The organism is Streptomyces sp. NPDC046881, from assembly GCF_040645015.1.
Taxonomy (GTDB): domain Bacteria; phylum Actinomycetota; class Actinomycetes; order Streptomycetales; family Streptomycetaceae; genus Streptomyces.
The window spans coordinates 86756-107930 of the sequence record NZ_JBEYXJ010000010.1 but is presented as its reverse complement, the minus strand read 5'-3'; the positions used below and the strand labels follow the sequence as shown (position 1 = coordinate 107930).

Annotated in this window: 18 protein-coding genes and 1 pseudogene; 9 read left to right on the top strand and 10 right to left on the bottom strand. The window is 74.5% G+C overall.

From position 1 onward, the window contains the following. Positions 1-3: 3 nt before the first annotated feature. Entirely contained in the window at positions 4-1647 is a 1644-nt protein-coding gene (locus tag ABZ923_RS08025; protein WP_361468223.1) for a DNA repair helicase XPB, read from the bottom strand. A gap of 175 nt (positions 1648-1822) precedes the next feature. Here ABZ923_RS08025 and ABZ923_RS08020 point away from each other — a divergent pair, with 175 nt between their 5' ends. Next, positions 1823-2362: a hypothetical protein gene (locus ABZ923_RS08020; protein ID WP_361468220.1), complete on the top strand. Its 540-nt coding sequence runs from the start codon at positions 1823-1825 to the stop codon at positions 2360-2362. Between the two features lie 21 nt (positions 2363-2383). Here the strand turns inward: ABZ923_RS08020 and ABZ923_RS08015 are convergent, their stop codons facing one another. Beyond that, entirely contained in the window at positions 2384-4981 is a 2598-nt protein-coding gene (locus ABZ923_RS08015; protein WP_361468217.1) for a helicase-associated domain-containing protein, read from the bottom strand. Positions 4982-5077: 96 nt separating this feature from the next. On the opposite strand from ABZ923_RS08015, the gene ABZ923_RS08010 reads away from it, so the two are divergent. Together ABZ923_RS08010 and ABZ923_RS08005 are read left to right on the top strand one after the other, a co-directional pair. Further along, the gene (locus ABZ923_RS08010; protein ID WP_361468215.1) at positions 5078-6061 is read left to right on the top strand and encodes a hypothetical protein; all 984 of its coding nucleotides are present in this window, start codon (positions 5078-5080) and stop codon (positions 6059-6061) included. Positions 6062-6380: 319 nt separating this feature from the next. Next, positions 6381-7025 (top strand): HAD family hydrolase, encoded by a 645-nt coding sequence (locus ABZ923_RS08005; protein WP_361468212.1) that lies wholly within the window; start codon positions 6381-6383, stop codon positions 7023-7025. On the opposite strand, the gene ABZ923_RS08000 is transcribed toward ABZ923_RS08005, so the two are convergent. Then, the gene (locus ABZ923_RS08000) at positions 6989-7252 is read right to left on the bottom strand and encodes a hypothetical protein (RefSeq protein ID WP_361468209.1); all 264 of its coding nucleotides are present in this window, start codon (positions 7250-7252) and stop codon (positions 6989-6991) included. The genes ABZ923_RS08005 and ABZ923_RS08000 overlap by 37 nt on opposite strands. Before the next feature lie 175 nt (positions 7253-7427). On the opposite strand from ABZ923_RS08000, the gene ABZ923_RS07995 reads away from it, so the two are divergent. Next, a complete protein-coding gene (locus ABZ923_RS07995; protein WP_318202817.1) occupies positions 7428-7811 on the top strand; it encodes a cold-shock protein in 384 nt (127 codons plus the stop codon). A gap of 16 nt (positions 7812-7827) precedes the next feature. Here ABZ923_RS07995 and ABZ923_RS07990 read toward each other — a convergent pair whose 3' ends face one another. The 4 genes from ABZ923_RS07990 to ABZ923_RS07975 form a co-directional block, all read right to left on the bottom strand. Then, positions 7828-8685, bottom strand: coding sequence for a 1,4-dihydroxy-6-naphthoate synthase (locus ABZ923_RS07990; protein ID WP_361468206.1), 858 nt, complete (start codon positions 8683-8685; stop codon positions 7828-7830). Continuing rightward, on the bottom strand, positions 8675-9421 hold the full coding sequence (locus tag ABZ923_RS07985; RefSeq protein ID WP_361468203.1) for a futalosine hydrolase: 747 nt from the start codon (positions 9419-9421) through the stop codon (positions 8675-8677). Before ABZ923_RS07985 ends, ABZ923_RS07990 begins: the two co-directional genes overlap by 11 nt. Then, entirely contained in the window at positions 9394-9870 is a 477-nt protein-coding gene (locus ABZ923_RS07980; protein WP_361468200.1) for a DUF2771 domain-containing protein, read from the bottom strand. Before ABZ923_RS07980 ends, ABZ923_RS07985 begins: the two co-directional genes overlap by 28 nt. Before the next feature lie 89 nt (positions 9871-9959). Beyond that, entirely contained in the window at positions 9960-11360 is a 1401-nt protein-coding gene (locus tag ABZ923_RS07975; RefSeq protein WP_361468197.1) for an MFS transporter, read from the bottom strand. 266 nt (positions 11361-11626) lie between these two features. Between ABZ923_RS07975 and ABZ923_RS07970 the strand changes: the two genes are divergently transcribed. Further along, positions 11627-12553, top strand: a complete 927-nt coding sequence (locus ABZ923_RS07970) for a DUF3027 domain-containing protein (RefSeq protein WP_361468194.1) — start codon at positions 11627-11629, stop codon at positions 12551-12553. 18 nt (positions 12554-12571) lie between these two features. Here ABZ923_RS07970 and ABZ923_RS07965 read toward each other — a convergent pair. After that, positions 12572-12658, bottom strand: a pseudogene (locus ABZ923_RS07965) (ATP-binding protein); the annotation flags it as partial. Between the two features lie 40 nt (positions 12659-12698). Beyond that, positions 12699-14324 carry an alkaline phosphatase D family protein gene (locus ABZ923_RS07960; RefSeq protein WP_361468192.1) on the bottom strand — a complete coding sequence of 542 codons (1626 nt, stop codon included), beginning with the start codon at positions 14322-14324 and terminating at the stop codon, positions 12699-12701. 133 nt (positions 14325-14457) lie between these two features. Between ABZ923_RS07960 and ppk2 the strand changes: the two genes are divergently transcribed. Together ppk2 and ABZ923_RS07950 are read left to right on the top strand one after the other, a co-directional pair. Further along, entirely contained in the window at positions 14458-15477 is a 1020-nt protein-coding gene (ppk2, locus tag ABZ923_RS07955; protein WP_361468189.1) for a polyphosphate kinase 2, read from the top strand. Positions 15478-15492: 15 nt separating this feature from the next. Then, complete coding sequence (locus ABZ923_RS07950; RefSeq protein WP_361468186.1) at positions 15493-16455, top strand: YihY/virulence factor BrkB family protein; 963 nt, start codon at positions 15493-15495, stop codon at positions 16453-16455. 22 nt (positions 16456-16477) lie between these two features. On the opposite strand, the gene ABZ923_RS07945 is transcribed toward ABZ923_RS07950, so the two are convergent. After that, a complete protein-coding gene (locus ABZ923_RS07945; RefSeq protein WP_361468185.1) occupies positions 16478-16972 on the bottom strand; it encodes a hemerythrin domain-containing protein in 495 nt (164 codons plus the stop codon). Positions 16973-17106: 134 nt separating this feature from the next. Here ABZ923_RS07945 and ABZ923_RS07940 point away from each other — a divergent pair, with 134 nt between their 5' ends. Continuing rightward, on the top strand, positions 17107-20235 hold the full coding sequence (locus ABZ923_RS07940; protein WP_361468184.1) for a molecular chaperone Hsp90: 3129 nt from the start codon (positions 17107-17109) through the stop codon (positions 20233-20235). Between the two features lie 133 nt (positions 20236-20368). Next, positions 20369-21151, top strand: coding sequence for a calcium-binding protein (locus ABZ923_RS07935; RefSeq protein WP_361468182.1), 783 nt, complete (start codon positions 20369-20371; stop codon positions 21149-21151). The last annotated feature ends 24 nt before the right edge of the window (positions 21152-21175 follow it).

The window sequence follows — 21175 nt, the reverse complement described above, 5'->3', positions numbered from 1 at the left end:
GGATCAGCTGCCGGCCAGGAGTTCGTCCGCGTCGACGATCCGGTAGGCGTACCCCTGCTCGGCCAGGAAGCGCTGCCGGTGGGCGGCGAAGTCCTGGTCGATGGTGTCGCGGGCGACGACCGAGTAGAAGTGGGCCTGGTGGCCGTCGGCCTTGGGGCGCAGCACCCGGCCGAGCCGCTGGGCCTCCTCCTGCCGGGAGCCGAAGGTGCCGGACACCTGGACGGCGACCGTGGCCTCGGGCAGGTCGATGGAGAAGTTGGCGACCTTCGACACCACCAGCACGTTGATCTCGCCCTCGCGGAACGCGTCGAAGAGTTTCTCGCGCTGCGCGTTGGAGGTCTCGCCCTTGATCACCGGGGCGTTCAGGTGCTCGCCCAGCTCGTCCAGCTGGTCGATGTACTGGCCGATGACCAGGATCTGCTGCCCGGCGAACCGGCGCACGATCGCCTCGGTGACCTTCCGCTTGGTCTCGGTGGTCGCGCAGTAGCGGTACTTCTCCTCCGTCTCGGCGGTGGCGTACGCCAGCCGCTCGGAGTCGGTGAGGTTCACCCGGACCTCGACGCAGTCGGCGGGCGCGATGTAGCCCTGCGCCTCGATCTCCTTCCAGGGCGCGTCGAACCGCTTGGGCCCGATGAGGGAGAACACGTCCGACTCGCGGCCGTCCTCGCGCACGAGGGTGGCCGTGAGCCCCAGCCGCCGCCGCGCCTGGAGGTCGGCGGTGAACTTGAACACCGGCGCGGGCAGCAGGTGCACCTCGTCGTAGACGATCAGCCCCCAGTCCCGGGAGTCGAACAGCTCCAGGTGCGGGTAGACGCCCTTCCGCTTGGTCGTCAGCACCTGGTAGGTGGCGATGGTGACCGGTCGGATCTCCTTCTTCGTGCCGCTGTACTCGCCGATCTCGTCCTCGGTCAGCGAGGTCCGCTTCACCAGCTCGTGCTTCCACTGCCGCGCCGAGACGGTGTTGGTGACCAGGATCAGCGTGGTCGACTTCGCCTGGGCCATGGACCCGGCACCGACCAGCGTCTTCCCGGCGCCGCAGGGCAGCACGACGACCCCGCTGCCGCCGTGCCAGAAGTTCTCCACGGCCTGCTTCTGGTACGGCCTGAGCGCCCAGCCGTCCTCCAGCAGCTCGATCGGGTGCGCCTCACCGTCGACGTACCCGGCGAGGTCCTCGGCCGGCCAGCCCAGCTTGAGCAGCGTCTGCTTGATCTGCCCCCGCTCGGAGGGGTGCACGACCACGGTGTCCGGGTCGATCCGGGCGCCGACCAGCGGGGCGATCCGCTTGGACTTCAGCACCTCCTCCAGCACCGGCCGGTCGGTGGTGGTGAGGACCAGACCGTGCGCGGGGTGCTTGGACAGGGTGAGGCGGCCGTAGCGGTCCATCGTCTCGGCGATGTCCACCAGCAGCGCGTGCGGCACCGGGTAGCGGCTGTACTGCACGAGTGCGTCCACGACCTGCTCGGCGTCGTGCCCGGCGGCACGCGCGTTCCACAGGCCCAGCGGGGTGACGCGGTAGGTGTGGATGTGCTCGGGTGCCCGCTCCAGTTCGGCGAAGGGCGCGATGGCCCGCCGGCAGTCGTCGGCCCGCTCGTGGTCGACTTCGAGGAGCAGGGTCTTGTCGGACTGGACGATCAGCGGACCATTCACGCGCGGCACACCCTTCCATAACGGCCAAACGTCCAGTGTGCCTCATGCGGCCGGGGCGCTCCACGGTCGCAAGATCGACGGCGGAACCGGACGCCGTGTGCAACCCCCTCGCCCCGCCGCGAGTCCTGACACACGGAAGGCGGCGCGGGCGCGCGGCCGGGTGAGGAGTTCAGGGATGTCGGCACGCAGATGGGCCGTCGGCACCGGAGCCGTGGTGGTACTGGTGGGCACCGGCACCTGGGCGATGCGGCCGGGGAGCGTCGACACGCGGCTGTGGGCCGAGGTGCGCCCGGTCATCGAGGCCCGGCTCGCGGCGGAGAGCCACGGCACCGGCTACGGCGAGGACGTGCCCGCGCTGCACGCGCGCTGGTTCTGCCGGGCCGAGGCGCTGGACCTGGCGGAGCGCGGCGACGAGGTGCGCGCGGGCGTGGACACGCTGTGCCTGGAGTACGGGGTGCGCGACGGCGGCCTGGTGGAGTGCAGCGGCGGACGGGTCCCGCAGGTGGTGCGGCTGGCACGGGACCCGCACGGCGGCTACCGGGTGGTCGCGCGCGAGGCGCCGCCGGACGGCGCCGGGAACGGGGAGTGGACGCAGGCCCACTTCGGCTTCTTCGCCCGGGCCGCCCTGGACGACACGATGCCGTCCGGCGCGCTGGAGAGCGCGGCCCGCGCCCACTTCGGGCTGACCGCGGACGCGCCGGTCAGGGACTGCTGAGGCCTGTCGCCCCGGGCCTCCTCAGTCGTCCGCCAGCTCCGCGACCCCGGTGATCCGGTGCAGCGGGTAGGTGCGCACCTCGTCCGCCGTGTGGTCGTACGCCGTCACGAAGCCGCCCTCCACCCGGATCGGGGCGATGACCCGCTGGCTGGCGGCGCCGTCGGCGTTGACGTAGCCGATCCACACCGAGTCGCCGGTCAGGACGGCGGCCTGCATGGTGGCCAGGGTGTCGGCGGCGGAGGTGCGGGGCAGTTCGCCGCCCGCCAGGGGCTCGCCGACGGCCTTGCGCGGGGCGGTGGCGGCCAGGTCACCGGCCCGGATGGCGCGGATCGCCGCCGCGAGCAGCGTGGCGTCGGGCGGCGGCGGGCCGTCCGGCACCGGCTCGGGCGCGGTGCGCGGCGGGGTGCGGTGGGCGTGCGCCCGGGTGATCAGCACATCGCCCTCGGCGGACTCGGCGGCGGGCGCGTACCCCATCGCGCGCAGCCCCTCCAGCAGCGTCGCCGGGTCGGACTGGGTGGCCAGCACGGTCGGCGCGAGGCGGCGCAGGCGCAGGGCGGCGGCCCGCCGGTCGGCGAGGATCTCGTTCAGCAGCGCGTCGTCGTCGCACCGGACGTACGCCGAGGCGGCACCGACCCGCAGGTGGCCGTGCCGGCGGGCCACGTCGTCGATCAGGTAGGCGAGCGGCTGCGGGACCGGGGTGCGGGAGTGCTCGGCGAGGAAGGCGTGCAGGTCGGCGGCGGTCCGGCCGGCGTCCAGGGCGCGGCGGACGGAGGCCGGCGTGAACCGGTACACGGTCGCGCCGCCCTTGGACTCCACGTCCGCGAGCACCCCCAGCATGTCCGCGAGCGGCCGCCGCAGCGGGCCGGGCGCGACCGCCGTCAGGTCGGCCTGGAGCAGGACGTGGTCCAGCGGCTCGGGCAGCAGCGGCGCGAGCAGCCGGGCCGCGGCGGCGCCCGCGACGGCCTGCTCGGCGGCGGACAGGGGCGCGAGCCGGTCGGGCGCCCGGTGGTGGTGCACCGGGAGCTTGTCCCCGGGACCGGCGGGCTCGGACGGGCCGACCGCCGGGGCACCGGGTGGCGCGGCGGGTTCGCCGGCCCGGGCAGCGGGGCCGGCGGCCGTCCCCGCGGCGGGCGGTGCGCCCAGCAGCGCGCGGCCGTGCGCCGACAGCGCGCCCCGCCCGGTCACGCCCAGCAGCTCCGCCTCCGACAGCGTCCAGCGGGCGAGCCGGGTGCGCAGGTCGTCGTCGCCGCCGTCGCGCTGGGCACCGCGCAGCGGGCGCTCCCAGCGCAGCCGGGCCAGCACCGACTCCGCGTCCGGGGCCGCGCCCCGCGCCAGACCGGCCAGCAGGGACAGCACCCGGTGTCGTACCTCCGGCGCGGCGGACCGGTCCAGGCCCGGGCCGAGCGCCGACAGGGTCCGGTCCTTCGCGTCCCGCCCGCCGACCAGCCCCGGCGTCCGGGTGGCCGCCAGCCAGGCCTGGGCGAGCCGGGCCCAGCGCTCGGCGGGCGGCAGCTCCAGCCACTCGTCGTAGGCGGGCGTGGCCGCGTACCGCTCGTCGGCTTCGCCGTCGGAGGCGATCAGGCCGGCCGCGTAGGCCAGCTCGGTCCAGAAGGCGGCGACCGGCTCGGACACGTCCAGGGCGACGGCGGTCCGCTTCAGGTCGCGGACGCTCAGGCCGCCCGCCCGCAGCACCGCCGGACCGCCCTCGTCCCAGTCCTTCAGCAGCTCCTCCACGGTGGCCAGCGCGGTGTACGCCTGCCCGGCCGCGGTGGCGTCCACCACCTGGGGGCTGTGCGTCGCGGCCGGCGCCACGGCGGGCGGCAGCGGCTCGGGCGCCCGGTGGGCGCGGCCCTCCCGCAGGTGCAGGGCGACCTCGCGGGGCAGGACGACCGTCCCGGGCGCGGTCGGCAGCAGCAGACCGCGGTCCAGCAGCCAGCGCAGGTGCGCCGCCGGCTCCGCCGTGACCTGCCCGTACGGCGGCCCCCACACCAGCCGGGCCAGCACCTCGCGCGCCGCCTCCGGGGCCCCGGCGAGCAGCTTCGCCATCTTCTTCCGGTGGGTGAACAGCCCGGTCAGCGCGGTCACGGCGGACACCGAGTCGTGCGTCGACGGCAGCCCGGCCGTCGTCACGATCTCCTGGATCCGCCCCGGCGACATGCCCGAGGTGGCCTCCTGCACGGTCGGCCCGAGACCGGTCGGCGACGGGTGCTGCGGCGACGGCGCGAGCAGCTCGCGGGCGGTCCGCACCAGCCGCAGCCGGTCGTCCCCGCCCCATACCAGCGCCTGTTCGCGCAGGGTGCCGAGGGCCCGCGGCAACGCGCCGGCCACCGTCTCGTCCCCGGCGTCCCCGGCCATCAGCCCGAGCAGGGTGCCGTACGACGCCGGGTCCGGGGCCACGGCCAGCGCCTCCGCCGTCTGCAGCGCGAACCGGTCCAGCCGCTCCAGCGCGCGCAGCACCGAGGCGCGGGTGCCGGCGCGGGTGGCGAGCTGGGTGAGATCGGTGGGGACGGGGGTGATGAGGTCGGGGCGGCTGCGCAGCAGCGCGGCCAGGGACGTGTCGTCCCGCGCGCGGAGCGCCTCCGCGAGGGACCGAGGGGCTGAGTGGGCCTCGGGGCTCATCCGGCCAACGTTAGCGGACTTCCCCATGCCGGGGGCGTCCGCGAGAAGCGGTACCGTCCTCACCGGGTATCAGTCGGCGCACCCCGGAGGGGTTCCGTGGGGATCGAGAGCGACCAGGTCGTCTACGAGTATCTGAGCCGCGTCGGAGACATCGCTCAGCAGCGGCAGCTGCCGTCCGCGACACGGATGCGGCTCGTGTCGGAACTGCGCAACGAGATCGACCGGCACCGGGCGCAGACCACGGTGGACTCGCCCGCCGCCGTCCGCCGCATCCTGGACCGCCTGGGCACCCCGGACGAGGTGGTCGCCGCGGCCGGCGGCGCCGGTGGCAGCCCGCAGCCGCCCCCCGCCGCCGTACCGGCCCAGCCGTCCTCCGGGGAGCGGACGCCGGAGCCGGCGCGGCAGCAGCGGCCCAGGGGGCTGCGCCGGGTCGTACCGCGCCCGCGCCCCGCCGAGCCGGAACCGCCCGCCCCGCGCGACACCCCGGCCCCGCCGCACCTCGCTCCCGCGCACGAGCTGGGGGACGGCACGCTGGCGCCCGACTGGTGGCGGACCGGCGGCCCCCTGGGCGACACCGATCCGGTGCCGGGGTTCGTCGGCGGCGTGGAGATCCCGGAACTGCTCAAACGCCCCCCGCAGGCGGCGCCCGCCGAGAAGGCCGAGCCAGCGGCGGCGCCCGCGCCGGAGCCCGCGCCGGAGGCCGCGCCCGCCCGGCGCCGCCGCCTGCTGCCCGCCCCCGCCGCCGGCTGGTCCAACCCCCTCCTGCTGCTGGCCGCCGCCGCGCTGGTCGCCGGGGCCGTGCTCGGCAACTGGTTCGCGCTGCTCCTGGGCTGGGCGATCGCCTACGGCTCGCGCCGGCTGACGGCCGCGGAGACCAAGTGGGCCGTGATGGTCCTGCCGGGCACGGCGGTCGCGGCGGGGCTGGTGTGGCTGTGGGGCCGCAACGAGGGCCGCTGGGGTGACCCGATCGCCCAGGGCCACATGAACGACGCGGTGAGCGACACCTGGCCGTGGGTGGTCAGGGGCGCGGCCCTCGCCTCGGCGGCCTACCTGGTCTGGCGCTCCCAGCGCGCGCGCTAGCGCCGGGGACGGCTGCGGGCGCGCCGTGGCCGCTCGCGCAGTTCCCCGCGCCCCTTGACCAAGCTGCCGCTCGCCCACCCAAGGGGCGCGGGGAACTGCGCGCCCAGCCGACCAGCCACCCGCGCCCGGCTCACCGCAGCCCCCCAGCGCGGCTCCGTCCGGCGGAACCGCCGGGGGCACCCGCGCCAGGCTCACCGCAGCCATCCCCCTTGGCGCGACTCGGCCCGCTCGAACCGCCGGAGGTACCCGCACCCGGCACACCACAGCACCCCCACGGCGCAGTCCCCGTTCGGCCGAACCGCCGGAGGTACCCGGCACAATGTCCCCCATGGCCTTCTCGCTGACCGTCGGATTCGACCTCGACATGACCCTCATCGACTCCCGGCCCGGCATCCGTGCGTGCTACACGGCGCTGGCCGAGCGGACGGGTACGTTCATCGACGCCGACCTGGCGGTGACCCGGCTGGGCCCCCCGCTCGCGGACGAGCTGATCAACTGGTTCCCGGCCGAGGACGTGCCGGCGATGGCCGATCTGTACCGGGAGATGTACCCCTCGATAGCCATCGCCGCGACGCCCGCGATGGCCGGCGCCCGGGAGGCGGTCGACGCGGTGCGGGCGGCCGGCGGCCGGACGATGGTGGTGACGGCGAAGTACGAGCCGAACGCCAAGCTGCACCTGCGGCACCTCGGCATAGAACCGGACGTCGTCGTCGGTGACCTGTGGGCCGAGCAGAAGGCGGCGGCGCTGCGCGAGTACGGCGCCGGCGTGTACGTCGGCGACCACGTCGGAGACGTCCGCGGCGCCCGGGCGGCAGGTGCGTTTTCGGTCGCCGTGGCGACCGGTCCCTGCCCGGCCGACGAGCTGCGGGAGGCCGGCGCGGACGTCGTGCTGAGCGCCCTGTCCGACTTCCCCGCGTGGCTCACCGGCTACCGCGAGGCACCCGGCGCCGTCTCCCTCGCCTGACGCCGTCCGGCGGTGACGGACCGCAGGACACCGGCGCCGGCCACCAGGAATCCGACGGCCATGAGCATGCTCAGACCGAACATGTAGGTCGGAAAAGGCTTCGCCCCGAGGAACAGCGGGGCCACCGTGACGAGGGTGGCCACGGCACCGATGAAGAACACGACGGCACCGGCGCGGATCAGCCGGTCGCCGGGTGCGGCGGAATTCGTTTGGGTTTTGTCACGCACTCGACCAGGGTAGTTCCCTGCGCGAGAGAACAACCGGGGAACGTCTTGTCACCCGCCCGAAGACCATTAGCCTTGGTAGCGCTTGGTGGCGGCGGGTCATGGTCGACCCGCCCCAGTGCTATCAAGAGCCGTTTCCGAAGTAGTTTTCCCGACGAGTACGAGGACGAGGACAGACGTGCCTACCGGCAAGGTCAAGTGGTTCAACAGCGAGAAGGGCTTCGGCTTTCTCTCCCGCGACGACGGCGGTGACGTCTTCGTCCATTCCTCGGTTCTCCCCGCCGGAGTCGATTCGCTCAAGCCGGGACAGCGCGTGGAGTTCGGTGTCGTCGCCGGTCAGCGCGGTGACCAGGCGCTTTCGGTGATCGTGCTCGACCCGACCCCGTCGGTCGCCGCCGCCCAGCGCAAGAAGCCGGACGAGCTGGCCTCGATCGTGCAGGATTTGACGACCCTTCTCGAGAACATCACGCCGATGCTGGAGAAGGGCCGTTACCCGGAGAAGGCGTCCGGCAAGAAGATCGCCGGCCTGCTCCGCGCGGTCGCCGACCAACTGGACGTCTAGAACCGGCGGAACCCAGTCAGGGAAACGCCAGCGCATCCGGGCCGAGGGGCGGTACGAGCCCCTCGGCCGCCGCGCGCGTGAGCAGCCCGCGCACGGCCGCGTAGCCGTCCTCGCCGAGACCGGCGGTGAACTCGTTGACGTACAGCCCGATGTGCTGGTCGGCGACGGCCGGGTCCATCTCCTGGGCGTGCGCCATGACGTACGGCCGGGAGGCCTCCGGGTCGTCCCAGGCGGCCCGTACGGAGGCCCGGACGGACTCGGCGAGCCGGCCGAGCGTCCCGGCGCCCAGCGACCGCTTGGCGATGATCGCGCCCAGCGGGATCGGCAGCCCGGTGGTCCGCTCCCAGTGCTCGCCCATGTCGGCGAGCTTGTGCAGCCCGTAGTTCTGGTAGGTGAACCGGGCCTCGTGGATGACCAGGCCCGCGTCCACCTTGCCGTCCCGCACGGCCGGCATGATCTCGTGGAACGGCATGACCACGATCTCGCCGACCCCGCCCGGCAGCGTGTCCGCGGCCCACAGGCGGAACAGCAGGTAGGCGGTCGACTTCTCGCTCGGCACCGCGACCGTACGGCCCGTGAGGTCGACACCCGCCTCCCGGGTGAGCACCAGCGGCCCGCAGCCCCGGCCCAGCGCACCGCCGCACGGCAGCAGCGCGTACTCGTCGAGGACGTACGGCAGGACGGCGTACGACACCTTCAGCACGTCGAACTCGCCGCGCTCGGCCATGCCGTTGGTGATGTCGATGTCGGCGAAGGTCACGTCCAGCGCGGGGGCGCCGGGCACCCGGCCGTGCGCGAGCGCGTCGAAGACGAAGGTGTCGTTCGGACAGGGGGAGTAGGCGATCCGCAGGGACTGCCGCTGCTCACTGGTCATGGGTGTTCCAACTCTCCAATGCGGGCGCGAGCTTCCCGAAGCCCTCGGTGAGGGCGGCGAGGGCGTCGGCGATGCGCCAGGCGGCGCGGTCCCGGGGACCCACCGGGTTGGAGACCGCGCGGATCTCCAGCACGGGCACACCGTGCGCGGCGGCCGCCTCCGCCACCCCGAAGCCCTCCATGCCCTCGGCGAGGGCGCCGGGGTGCCGGGCGCGCAGGGCGGCGGCGCGGGCGGCGGTGCCGGTCACCGTGGAGACGGTCAGGATCGTGCCGGTACGCGCGCCGGTGGCCTCGGCGGCGACTCGTACGAGTGATTCCGGCGGGCGGTGGGTGACGGTCCCGAAGCCGAGTTCGGTGACCGGGAGGAAGCCGTCGGCGGTCTGCGCGCCCAGGTCGGCCACGGTGATCGCGTCGGCGACGACGAGGGAGCCGACGGGCGCGTCCGGCAGGAAGCCGCCGCCGATCCCGGCCGAGACGACCAGGCGGTAGGGCCGGCCGGCCAGCGCGGCGGCGGTGAGGGCACCGGCGGTGGTGGCGGCGGCGAGCGCCGGGCCGACACCGGCGGCGAGCAGGTCGAGGCCCGCCGCCGTACGGCGCAGGGACCCGCCCGGCAGCCGTATCTCCTCGGCGGCCGGGGGCAGTGCCCCCGCCACCGCGTCCCGCTCGACGGGGACCGCGGTGGCGACGAGGAGGGGGAAGGAGGTCGTGCTCAGGCCTTCTTGAGCTTGAAGGTCCACAGGCCCTTCCTCGACTTGTCCTCGCCCATCTGGACCGCGAGCGTGTTCGTCTCGCCCTGCGTGCCGTACTGGGCGGCGAAGAAGACGCTGCTCGGGATCGTGCGGTACGTCAGCTTGCTGATGTCACCGGCCGGGCGGCCGTTGATCAGCAGGACCCAGCCCGCGTCCGCGATCTTCTCGTCGACGCCGATGCGGACGGTCTGGTCCTGGCCGACCTTGATCGACTTGGCGTCGCGGGCCTTCTTGGAGCACTTCTGGAGCGACTCGGCGTCCAGCGGCTTGCCGTCGTTGTAGCAGAGGGCCTCGGAGGTGACCGAGTCCTGGCCGACGGTGATCGTCGCGACCGGCGTCGGCTTGTCACAGGCGGACAGGACGAGCAGTCCGGCGGAAACGGCGCCGGCGACGGCGACGGCGCGGCGGCGTCGCACAGCGGATTGCAGCGTGGTCATGGCCGAAGGCTATCGGGCCCCCGGAGCCGTCCGCCCATGCGGGGTGCGGCGTGCCCGGTTCGTTACGCCGGCCGACGTCACCGCCGGCCTCACGCCACCTGCGGCCGGGCCCGGCCGCCGTGCCGGGCGGAGGCGAGCAGGCCCCTGAGCGTGCCCAGCCAGCCGACGGCCACGAACGCGGCGCCGACCAGGAGCCCGACCGTGCCGTTGAGCGGCATCACTATGCCGACCGCGCCGCCGAACACCCACGCCATCTGCAGCAGCGTCTCCGAGCGGGCGAAGGCCGAGGTGCGCACCAGCTCCGGCACGTCCCGCTGGATCAGGGCGTCCAGCGCCAGCTTGGCCAGCGCCTGCGCGAACCCGGCGACCGCGGCCAGACAGGCCACCAGGAACGCCCCGAAGAACACGGCGGCGACGATCGCGGCACCCAGCACGACCACGACGACGGCCACGATGATGATCTCCGGGGCGCGGGACCGCAGCCAGGCCCCCACCGCCGTGCCCAGGGCGTTGCCGGCGCCCGCCGAGACCCCCACTATCCCGAGCGACACCGCCGCGCTCTCCCCGGTCAGCGGGTGCTCGCGCAGCAGGAAGGCGAGGAAGAAGATCAGGAAGCCGGACAGGCAGCGCAGGGCGGCGTTGGCGCCGAGCGCGTGCGTGACGGCCGGCCCGACCGTCCGCAGCCCCGGCCGCTTCACCTGTTCCCGGCACGGCCCGCGCAGGTGCTGCTCGTCGGCCGCGAGCAGCGCGACGTCCTCGCCCTTCGCCGAGTCCACCGTGGGCGGCAGGGAGAACGACAGAAACGTACCGGCAGCGAAGATCACGAAGGCGCCGTACAGCGGCCACGGATCGCCGAGCGCGTGCAGGCCCGCCGCGACCGGCGCGGCGGCACCGGTGGCCAGCAGCCCGGCGAGCGTGACCCGGGAGTTGGCCTTCACCAGCGAGAACCCCGGCGGCAGCAGCCGCGGCACGACCGCACTGCGCACCACGCCGTACGCCTTCGACGCCACCAGCACCCCCAGCGCGGCGGGGTACAGCTCCAGGCTGCCGCTCGCCACCGCCCCCGAGACGACCAGCGCGAGCAGCGCCCGCGCCAGCATCGCCCCGGCCATCGCGGCCCGCCGCCCGTGCGGCAGCCGGTCCAGCAGGGGGCCGATGACGGGGGCGAGGACGGTGAACGGTGCCATGGTGATGGCGAGGTACAGGGCGACCCGGCCGCGCGCCTCGTCCGTCGGCACCGAGAAGAACACCGTGGACGCCAGCGCCACCGTGACCATGACGTCCCCGGCGCCGTTCACCGCGTGCAGCTCGATCAGCTTGCCCAGGCCCGACTCGCCCGCGCCGTGCGCGTGCGTCACCCTGCGGACGACCCGCGCCGTACCCGCGACCGGACGGTGCAGGGCACGGCCGACCGCGCGGACGGCGCCGCCCACCCGGCCCGAACCGCCGCCCCGACCACTCGCCCTGTCCGCGGCTGCCACGACGTTCATAGTGCCCCGAGATGCCGTCGGATAGTGCGGACACGGCGTGTGTGGCGGTGTACGGCCCCGGTCGGACCAGGCAGGGGGCGGGTGGGAAAATCCACGAATCCTGTCCGGTGTAGCGTGCCTATCTCAGCCATAACGCAGAATGGATGGCAGAGGTGCGCCCAGGCGCGCGGATGCAGACGTCGATGCGGTCCCCAGGTCCGCTCCGTCGGCGAAACCGCCGGAGGCAGCCGCACTCGACGAGACGGCGTAGGAGAGAAGCGATACCTGTGAGCGCAGCGACCACGCGAAGCCGCACCCCCGACCGCTTGTGCGCCGAGGCCGTCGACCTCGCCCGCGCCGCCGCCGAGGAGGCCGCCGCGCCCGGCGTGGTCGGCGAGCACGCCGGCCTGGTGTCCGAGGGCGACCGCGTGGTCACGCACTTCTTCGAGTGCAGGGAACTGGGTTACCGGGGCTGGCGCTGGGCGGTGACGGTGGCCCGCGCCTCCCGCGCCAAGATCGTCACCCTGGACGAGGTCGTGCTGCTGCCCGGCCCCGACGCCCTGCTCGCCCCCGAGTGGGTCCCGTGGAGCGAGCGCCTGCGCCCCGGCGACCTCGGCCCCGGCGACCTGCTCCCCACCGACCAGGACGACCTGCGCCTGGAGCCCGGCTACACGGGCGAGGAGGAGCCGCCGCCGAACTCGCCGCTCTCCGAGGAGATGCGCGAACTGGCCGAGGCCGAGGACGCCGACGTCACCCCGGGCACGCCCGCCGTCCAGCCGACGGTCCCCACGCGCGGCACCATCGCGTCCGTGGCCGAGGAACTGGGCCTGCGCCGCGCGCGCGTCCTGTCCCGCTACGGCCTGCACACCGCCGCGGACCGCTGGGAGGAGGCCTTCGGCCCGAAGACCGCCATGGCCCAGGCGGCCCCCGCCTCCTGTGTGAGCTGCGGCTTCCTCGCCCCCATCGGCGGCTCCCTCGGCCAGGCCTTCGGCGTCTGCGCCAACGAGTTCTCGCCGGCGGACGGCCGCGTGGTCTCGCTGGCCTACGGCTGTGGCGGCCACTCGGAGGCAGCGGTCATGCCCAAGCCCCCGCAGCCCGCCTCGCCGGTCATCGACGAGACCCGCGTCGACCCCTTCCCGCTCCGCCCGGCCCGCGACTCGGGCTCGGTCCCGGAGACCGGCGACGACGAGACGGCGGAGCTCGGCCACAGCTGAGCCCGCGCGGGCCGCATTGGCCGGGTTCGCTGCCGACTCGGCCACGATCAGTTCCGCCGGTTCCAGCGGCAGCCCCCAGGAGCGCAGTTGCTCCCTGGCGAGCAGGCGAGCAGGCGGGCCGGCCGGGCTCGTACGCCGCCCGGCGCTAGCCGGTGAGGCTTGCCTCGTGGACCGTTTCGAGTCTCGCCTCCTTGCCGGTGAGTTCCAGGCGCAGGTGGGCCGAGCGGCCGTTCAGCGTCAGCGTCATGAGCTGGTTGCCGAACCACGGCCCGCCCCGCTTGCGCCACCGCACCGGCGGCCGGGGGCTGCGGCCGTGCCGGGCGAGCAGGCGGCCCAGGAAGCGGGCCGGCGCGCTCCAGCCGACGCGGAAACCGATCCGCAGGGCCGACGGCACGGAGTTGTGCACGGGTGAGCAGGTGAGCTGGACGACGGGGATGCCGACGTCGCCGGAGCGCCAGGTCGCCTCGGCGACGTACCCGTGGTGCACGTCCCCGGAGAGCACGCACACGCTCGCCGGGGCGCCCGGCGCCGTCGCGACCTCGGCGATGAGGCCGGCGAGGTCGGCGAAGGAGCGGGGGAAGGCCGCCCAGTGCTCCAGGTCGGCCCCGCGCCGCAGCCACTCGCCGAAGCGGGCCCAGCGGTCGCCGCGTTCCCCGGCGCACAGGGCGGCGTCCCAGCTCTCGGTGTCGTGCACCAGGTGCGGCAGCAGCCAGGGCAGGGAGGTGCCGATCAGGAGGTGGTCGTAGGCCCCCTCGTCGGAAAGGACCTGCTCGCGCAGCCAGGCGGCCTCGCCCGCGTCCAGCATCGAGCGGCGGCCCTCCTCCAGGACCCGGGCCGCCCGGGAGTCGACCATCACCACCCGGACCCGCCCGAAGTCGCGCCGGTAGCTGAAGCGGACCGTGGCGGAGTCGGCGTCGGCCTGTTCGGCCAGGGCGCGCAGCGCCTTCGTACCGTCCGGGGTGGCGCGCACGGCGGCCCACGTGGGGTCGTCGGCCAGCTCGGCGGGGGAGAGGTTGCCCAGGTGCTGGTGGACCCAGTACGACATCAGGCCGCTCAGCAGCCGGTCCTGCCACCAGTCGGTGGTGCGCATGTCGGCGAGCCAGGAGGCGGAGGTGTTCCAGTCGTCCACGATGTCGTGGTCGTCGAAGATCATGAAGCTGGGCACGGTGGACAGCAGCCAGCGCACCTCCGGGTCGAGCCAGGACTCGTAGTAGAGGTGGCAGTACTCCTCGTAGTCGGTGACCTGGGCGCCGGGCGGCCGGTCGAGGTCGCGGCGGGCGGCCAGCCAGCGCCGGGTCTCCTCGGAGGTCTCGTCGGCGTAGACCTGGTCGCCCAGGAGCAGCAGGACGTCGGGGCGCTCGGCGCCGGGGTCGGCCGCCAGTCGGGTGGCCAGGGTGTCGAGGGCGTCGGGGCCGACCGGGTCCGTGCCGTCCGCCGGGGGCGCGGCCCAGCGGCACGAGCCGAAGGTGACGCGGACGGCGTCGCCGGCGCCGGGGGTGCGGATGACGGAGGGCGGGAAGCGGGAGTCGGGCAGGGGCCACACCGGGGTGTCGTCCAGGAACACCTCGTAGGAGGGCGAGGTGCCCGGTCGCAGTCCGGTCACGGTGACGAGCGCGTAGTGGTGCCCGGCCACCTGGAAGGTGGGGGCCGTGCCGGCCGCGCCGTCGGAGCAGCGCACCTCGGCCGTGCAGGGCCGGCTCGTCTCGACCCACACGGTCGCGCAGGAGCCGTCGGTGTACCTCAGCAGCGGTCCCAGGCGCAGTTCGGGCATGTGATCGCCTTCCTGTCTCGCACGGTACGGAGGAACGACCCCAGCGACGGTACAGGCGTCTGGGACCCGGCTGGGCGGGCACGTGTGAGGAGACCGGGCGGGACCCGGCGAGCGGTGACGGAGAGGCGGTGGCGTGGCCGAGCACGAGCAGGCGACGGAGGCGGAGCGGACCCGCGGCACGGTGCGCGAGGACGACCTGCTGCGGGGGTTCGAGGTGGACGACCGGCAGCCGGAGCGGCCGGTGCTGCTGGACGCCGACGGCCGGCCGGTCGGGACCTGGCGGGAGAACCACCCCTACGACCACCGGGTCGGCCGGCGCGAGTACGAGCGGTCCAAGCGGATCCTGCAGATCGAGCTGCTCAAGCTCCAGCGCTGGGTGAAGGAGACGGGGCAGCGGATCGTCGTGGTGTGCGAGGGGCGCGACGCGGCCGGCAAGGGCGGCACCATCAAGCGGTTCACCGAGCGGCTGAACCCCCGCGGGGCCCGTGTGGTGGCGCTGGACAAGCCGACCGAGCGGGAGGCGGGGCAGTGGTACTTCCAGCGGTACGTGACGCACCTGCCGGCCCGCGGCGAGATGGTCTTCTTCGACCGGTCCTGGTACAACCGGGCCGGGGTCGAGCGGGTCATGGGCTTCTGCTCCGAGGCCGAGTACCGGCAGTTCCTGCGGCAGGCGCCGCTGTTCGAGCAGCTGCTCACCGACGACGGCATCCTGCTGGTGAAGTTCTGGTTCTCGGTGTCCCGCACCGAGCAGCGGACCCGGTTCGCGATCCGGCAGGTCGACCCGGTGCGCCGCTGGAAGCTCTCCCCCACCGACCTGGCCTCCCTGGACCGCTGGGACGACTACACGGCGGCCAAGGTCGACATGTTCCGGGCGACCGACACCCCGCACGCGCCCTGGACGGTCGTGAAGAACAACGACAAGCGGCGGGGCCGGCTGGAGGCCATGCGCAGCCTCCTGGACCGCTTCGACTACCCGGCCAAGGACCACGAGGCGGTCGGCACCCCCGACCCGCTGATCGTCGGCGCGGCGGACACCCTGCTCGAACCGGGTGAGGAACCCACGGCCCTGTCGCCGACCCCGCTGGCCGGACCGGGCGGCGGCCCCGGGAACCACCCGGACACCGAGGTGCCGGCCGGCCGCGGCCGCGGGTGAGGAGGGACGCAGGACATGGGGACGGTGGTCCACGTCCCGCAGACGCGGGACATGATCGGGGACGAGCTCTCCGGCGACGAGGCCTTCACCGCGCTGCGGCGCTACGGGGGCGTGCGCCTGCTGGTCGACGCCTTCTCCCGGTTCCGCTACGCCGACGGCTTCACCAACGCCCGCGCCCTCGGCTTCCAGATCGTGCTGGGCATGGTGCCGTTCACCATCGCGCTCGTCGGCCTGGCCACGGCCGCGCACACGGAGAGCGTGGGGCGGATCATCGAGCTGACCCTCGGCCGGATCGTGCCGGGCGCCAGCGCCGACGTGATCCGGGAGGCGCTGCGCGGCACCCGCCGCACCGCCGGCTCCGACGCCTGGAGCACCCTCGCCCTGGGCCTCGGACTGGTCTTCTCCGTCATCAACCTGGCGTCGGCCATGGGCCAGGTGGAGCGGGGCGCCAACCGGATCTACGGCATCGAACGGGACCGGCCCTTCCCGCGGAAGTACGGCAGGGCCCTGCTGCTCGCCTTCGCCGCCGGGGTGCCCATGGCCCTGGGGTTCCTGGTCCTGGTCGCCGGCGAGGCCGTGACCGCCGCGGCCACCGAGGCGCTGGGCACCCCGCGGCCGCCGGCGTGGTGGGGCGCCCTGGAGGTGCCCGTGGGCACCGCCCTCGCCTGGATCGCCTCCGCCGTCGTCTTCCGCTGGTCGCCGCGCCGGGACCAGCCCGGGTACACCTGGCTGGCGTTCGGTTCCGGCGTCCACCTGGTGCTGTGGGTCACCGCGACCTGGCTGCTGACCCTCTACGTCTCCCGCAGCGGCTCCTTCGGTGCCGTGTACGGGCCGCTCACGGCCTTCGTGGCCCTGCTGCTGTGGGCCAACCTGACCGGGGTCGCCCTGTTCCTGGGCATCGCGTTCGCCGCGCAGCTGGAGGCGGCCCGGGCCGGCCTGGGCCGTGCCGTGCGGCCGGACCCCGGGCCGGGCCCGTGAGAGCCCGGCCCCGGTGCGCGGGTCAGGACGACTGCACGATGCGGCGCACGTTCTCCAGGGAGCCGCAGCCGGACTTCAGCTGACGCTCACGCTCCTCCAGGAACGCCGCGCCCAGCTCCGCGCGCCGCTCCGCCGCCACGTTCTCGCGGGCACCGTTGAGGATGGTGCGCTCCTCCTCGTCGGCGTGGTGGGTGACGGCCTCCACCAGCGCCTCCAGCTTCTCGTCCCACTCCTCGGAGCCGACCTCCTCGACCTGGAGGAGGTCCAGGAGGGCCTGGTTGCCCTCGTCGTGCTCGTGCTCGCCGTGCTCGACCTCTTCGTCGTCGATGTTCTTGTACCGCTTGAGGGCGGGATAGACCTCGGCCTCCTCGGCCAGCGCGTGCGCGACCAGCAGATCGGCGAACTCCTCCAGGGCGGCGGTCCGGTCCTCTTCCACACTGCGCATCAGCCGGAACAGGTCCTCCATACGCCGGTGGTCCTGGAGGATCAGCTCGACTACGTCCTGTGTCTCGGGCATGGGAGGGCACCACTTTCGTGCGACGGCACCTTCGTGCCAACGGATGGTCACTACCGCATACCCTCCCCGTCCGCGTTGATTGCCCCCCGGCTCCGCGCTGTACCTTCGGTCTCACGTCGTAGAGGAGAGTCAACGTGAGCAAGTTCGTGCGGCCGGCGGCCGAGGGCGCCGACCCCTTCGGCACCGCCCGTCTGCGTCGCGGGGTGCTCGACGCCTGGGCGACCAGCCCCGCCCGTTTCCGGGAGGACGCCAACGCCGAGGAGGACCTGGTGCTCGGCGGGTACCGGGACCGGCTCGTCGTGGAGCTGGCCCAGAACGCCGCCGACGCCGCCGCCCGCGCGGGCGTGCCGGGCCGCCTGCGGCTCACCCTCCGCGACGGCGTCCTCGTGGCCGCGAACACCGGCGCCCCGCTCGACGCGGCCGGCGTCGAGTCGCTGTCCACCCTGCGGGCCTCCGCCAAGCGGGACGCCGAGGCGTCCCACAGCGCCGTCGGCCGGTTCGGCGTCGGCTTCGCCGCCGTCCTCGCCGTGACCGACGAGCCGGCGATCGTGGGGCGGCACGGGGGCGTGCGCTGGTCGCTGGCCGAGGCCCGGGAGCTGGCCTCCGACGTGGCCCGGCACAGCCCCGGGCTGGGCGACGAGGTGCGGCGCCGGGACGGGCACGTGCCCCTGCTCCGGCTGCCGTTCGCCGCCGAGGGCACCGCCCCGGAGCCGTACGACACCGCCGTCATCCTGCCCCTGCGCGACGCCGCCGCCGCCGACCTCGCCGAGCGGCTGCTCGCCGGCGTCGACGACGCCCTGCTCCTCGCCCTGCCGGGGCTGGCGGAGGTCGTCGTGGAGATCGACGGCGAGGCCCCCCGCACGCTCGGCCGGCGTACCGACGGCGCCTTCACGGTCGTGGAGGACTCCCGCGACGGCATCACCAACTGGCGCACCGCGACCGCCCACGGGCCGCTCACCCCCGACCTCCTCGCCGACCGGCCCGTCGAGGAGCGGCTGCGCCCGCACTGGTCGGTGACCTGGGCCGTACCCGTCGACGCCTACGGCGCCCCGGCCCGCCCCCGCACCACCCCGGTCCTGCACGCCCCCACCCCGAGCGACGAACCGCTCGGCGTGCCCGCGCTGCTCATCGCCTCGTTCCCGCTGGACACCACCCGCCGGCACGCGGCCCCCGGCCCGCTCACCGACTTCCTGGTGCAGCGCGCGGCCGACACCTACGCCGAACTGCTCGCCGCCTGGCGGCCGGTGGGCGAGGGGATCATCGATCTGGTGCCCGGGCCGCTGGGCAAGGCCGAGCTGGACGGGGCGCTGCGCCAGGCCGTGCTGGAGCGGCTGCCGCGCACCGCCTTCCTGCCCCCGGCCGTCGAGGGCAAGGGCGACGACGAGCTGCCGGAGGCCCTGCGGCCCCGGGACGCCGAGGTCGTGGAGGGCGCCGGGGCCGGCACCGTGCGGGTGCTCGCCGAGGTGCTGCCCACCCTGCTCCCGGCCGGCCTGGAGCGGCGCGTGGAGCTGCGCACCCTCGGGGTCGCCCGGCTGCCCCTGGCCGACGCCGTCGACCGGCTCGCCGGACTGGAGAAGGAGCCGGAGTGGTGGTGGCGGCTGTACGACAGCCTCGCCGGGGTCGACCCCGAGCGGCTGTCCGGGCTGCCGGTGCCCCTCGCCGACGGCCGGACCACCATCGGGCCCCGGCAGGTGCTGCTGCCCGCCCCGGACGCCGCCCGCATCGACCCGGAGGTGCTGGGCCGGCTCGGGCTGAAGGTGGCCCACGCGGACGCCGCGCACCCGCTGCTGGAGAAGCTCGGCGCACTGCCCGCGACCCCGCGCGCGGTGCTGACCACCCCGCAGGTGCGGGCCGCCGTGGCCGGCTCCCTGGAGGACGACGGCGGCCTCGCCTGGGAGGAGGACGCGCCGGACGCCGAGGAACTGGCCGACACGGTCCTCGGGCTCGTGCGGGACGCCGGCCTGGAGCCGGGGGAGGAGCCCTGGCTGGGCGCGCTCGCGCTGCCCGACGAGGACGGGGAACTCGCCCCCGCCGGTGAGCTGGTGCTCCCCGGCAGCCCCTTCGCGCGGGTCATCCGGGAGGGTGAACTCGCCGCCGTGGACGCCGAGCTGGCGGAGAAGTGGGGCGAGCAGCCGCTCGCCGCGTGCGGGGTGCTCGCCGACTTCGCGCTGGTCCGCGCCACCGACGTCGTCCTCGACCCGGACGAGCTGGAGCCCCGGGACGGTGACTACGCCGAACCCGACGACGCCGGCCTGCTGGACGCCGTCGACGTGTGGTGCGAGGACATCCTCGACCGGTTCCCGGACAGCCCGGTGCCGCCGGTCGCCACCGAACTCGTCGCCGTGCGCGACCTGGACCTGGTCGACGACGACCACTGGCCCGAGGCGCTCGCCCTGCTGGCCCGGCCGCCGCTGCGGGACGCCCTCACCCAGCCCGTGCGGATCCTGCTCCCCGACGGCACCCACGAGGTCGTACGGCCGTACACCGCGTGGTGGCTGCGCGGGCATCCGGTGCTCGACGGGCGGCGCCCGGCCGGGCTGCTCGCCGCCGGCGGCGACCCGCTGCTGCACGGCCTGTACGACGAGGCCGACGCCACCGGGTTCGAGGACGAGCAGGTGCTGCGGGCGCTCGGCGTGCGCACCTCGGTCGGCGCGCTGCTGGACGAGCCCGGCGGGGCCGCCGAGCTGCTGGACCGGCTCGCCGACCCGGACCGCCCGGTGAAGCCCGCCCAACTGCACGGTCTGTACAGCGCGTTGGCGGAGCTGGATCCCGAGCAGGTGACCCTGCCGGACGAGCTGCGGGCCGTGGTCGACGGGCGGGTGGAGGTCGTGGACGCCGGTGCGGCGGTCGTGGTCGACTCGCCGGATCTGCTGCCCTTCACCTCCGGTGTGCCGCTGCTGCCGGTCCGGCCCGCGCGGGCCGCCGAGCTGGCCGAGCTGTTCCAGGTGCGGCGGCTGAGCGAGTCCGTCACCGGCGAGGTGCACTCCGAGGGGACCGAGCACGACGTACCGGAGGCGGTGCGGGTGCTGCTCGGGCCGCGGACCCCTCGGACGTACGTCGAGCACGACGAACTGGTCGTCGACGGCGTCGAGATCGACTGGCGGCTGACCGACGACGGGGTGCTGCACGCGGCCACCCTGGAGGGGGTCGCCGCCGGGCTGGCCTGGGCGGCGGGGCAGTGGCCGCGCCGGTTCGAGGTGGCCGCGCTGCTGGAGGACCCCTCGCGGACGGAGGAACTGGCCCGGGACCGCTGGTTCGACTGATGTGGGGTCCCGCACAGTGATGTGGGGTCCCGCACAGCCGGAGAAAAAGTGAAGATCCCGTACAACCTCTGGTGTGTGGTGTTGATCTGATCATGTGGTAACCAGCTTCATGATCACGGGGAGACACACACTCATGCGTATGCGAGTCGCCGGTACGGCCGTCCTCGGCGCCCTGGCGCTGTCCGTTCTGGCCGTTCCGGCCGCGCACGCGGCGGACGCCCACCGCGGCGACACCAAGATCTCGAACGTCGTGGTCAACGGCGGCAAGCCCGTCGTGGTCGGCGCCACCGGGTCCAAGACCATCACGGTCTCCTTCACCGCCACCGACGACTCCGGCATCGCCTGGGCCCAGGCGATCCTGTACCACGGCAAGGACATCGAGCACTCCGACAGCGGTGCCGTGGCCAACACCGCCGACAAGCGCTCGGTCTGCACCAAGGTCAGTGCCACCAAGGCGACCTGCAAGGCGACGTACACCCTGGCGGCCCGGAAGAACCTCATCAACGAGGTGGCCGGCAGCTGGAAGGTCTGGGCGATCGCCCAGGGCAACGACACCGACTACGTCAAGAAGGAGAACGCCAAGACCTTCCAGGCGCAGCGGCTGGCCAAGCTGACGACCGACGCCTCCCCCGAGCCGGTGGCGAAGGGCAGCACCCTCACCGTCACGGGCGCGCTGACCCGCGCCAACTGGAACGGCGGCACGTACGCCGGCTACTCCGGCCAGTCCGTGAAGCTCCAGTTCCGCAAGAACGGCTCGAACACGTACACCACGGTGAAGACCGTCAAGACGGACTCCAAGGGCCGCCTGAAGACCACGGTCAAGGCCACCGCCGACGGCTCCTACCGCTTCTCCTTCGCGGGTACCTCGACCACCTCCGCGGTCAGCGCCGCCGGTGACTTCGTCGACGTGAAGTAAGCGCGGCAACCCCGGCACCACCAC

Coding starts and splice junctions, on each gene's coding strand:
- ABZ923_RS07975 (WP_361468197.1), bottom strand. CDS start 11,360: ATGAACGTCGTGGCAGCCGCGGACAGGGCGAGTGGTCGGGGCGGCGGT.
- ABZ923_RS08015 (WP_361468217.1), bottom strand. CDS start 4,981: ATGAGCCCCGAGGCCCACTCAGCCCCTCGGTCCCTCGCGGAGGCGCTC.
- ABZ923_RS07945 (WP_361468185.1), bottom strand. CDS start 16,972: ATGCCCGAGACACAGGACGTAGTCGAGCTGATCCTCCAGGACCACCGG.
- ABZ923_RS07960 (WP_361468192.1), bottom strand. CDS start 14,324: ATGCCCGAACTGCGCCTGGGACCGCTGCTGAGGTACACCGACGGCTCC.
- ABZ923_RS07935 (WP_361468182.1), top strand. CDS start 20,369: ATGCGTATGCGAGTCGCCGGTACGGCCGTCCTCGGCGCCCTGGCGCTG.
- ABZ923_RS07950 (WP_361468186.1), top strand. CDS start 15,493: ATGGGGACGGTGGTCCACGTCCCGCAGACGCGGGACATGATCGGGGAC.
- ABZ923_RS08020 (WP_361468220.1), top strand. CDS start 1,823: ATGTCGGCACGCAGATGGGCCGTCGGCACCGGAGCCGTGGTGGTACTG.
- ABZ923_RS07990 (WP_361468206.1), bottom strand. CDS start 8,685: ATGACCAGTGAGCAGCGGCAGTCCCTGCGGATCGCCTACTCCCCCTGT.
- ABZ923_RS08005 (WP_361468212.1), top strand. CDS start 6,381: ATGTCCCCCATGGCCTTCTCGCTGACCGTCGGATTCGACCTCGACATG.
- ABZ923_RS07980 (WP_361468200.1), bottom strand. CDS start 9,870: ATGACCACGCTGCAATCCGCTGTGCGACGCCGCCGCGCCGTCGCCGTC.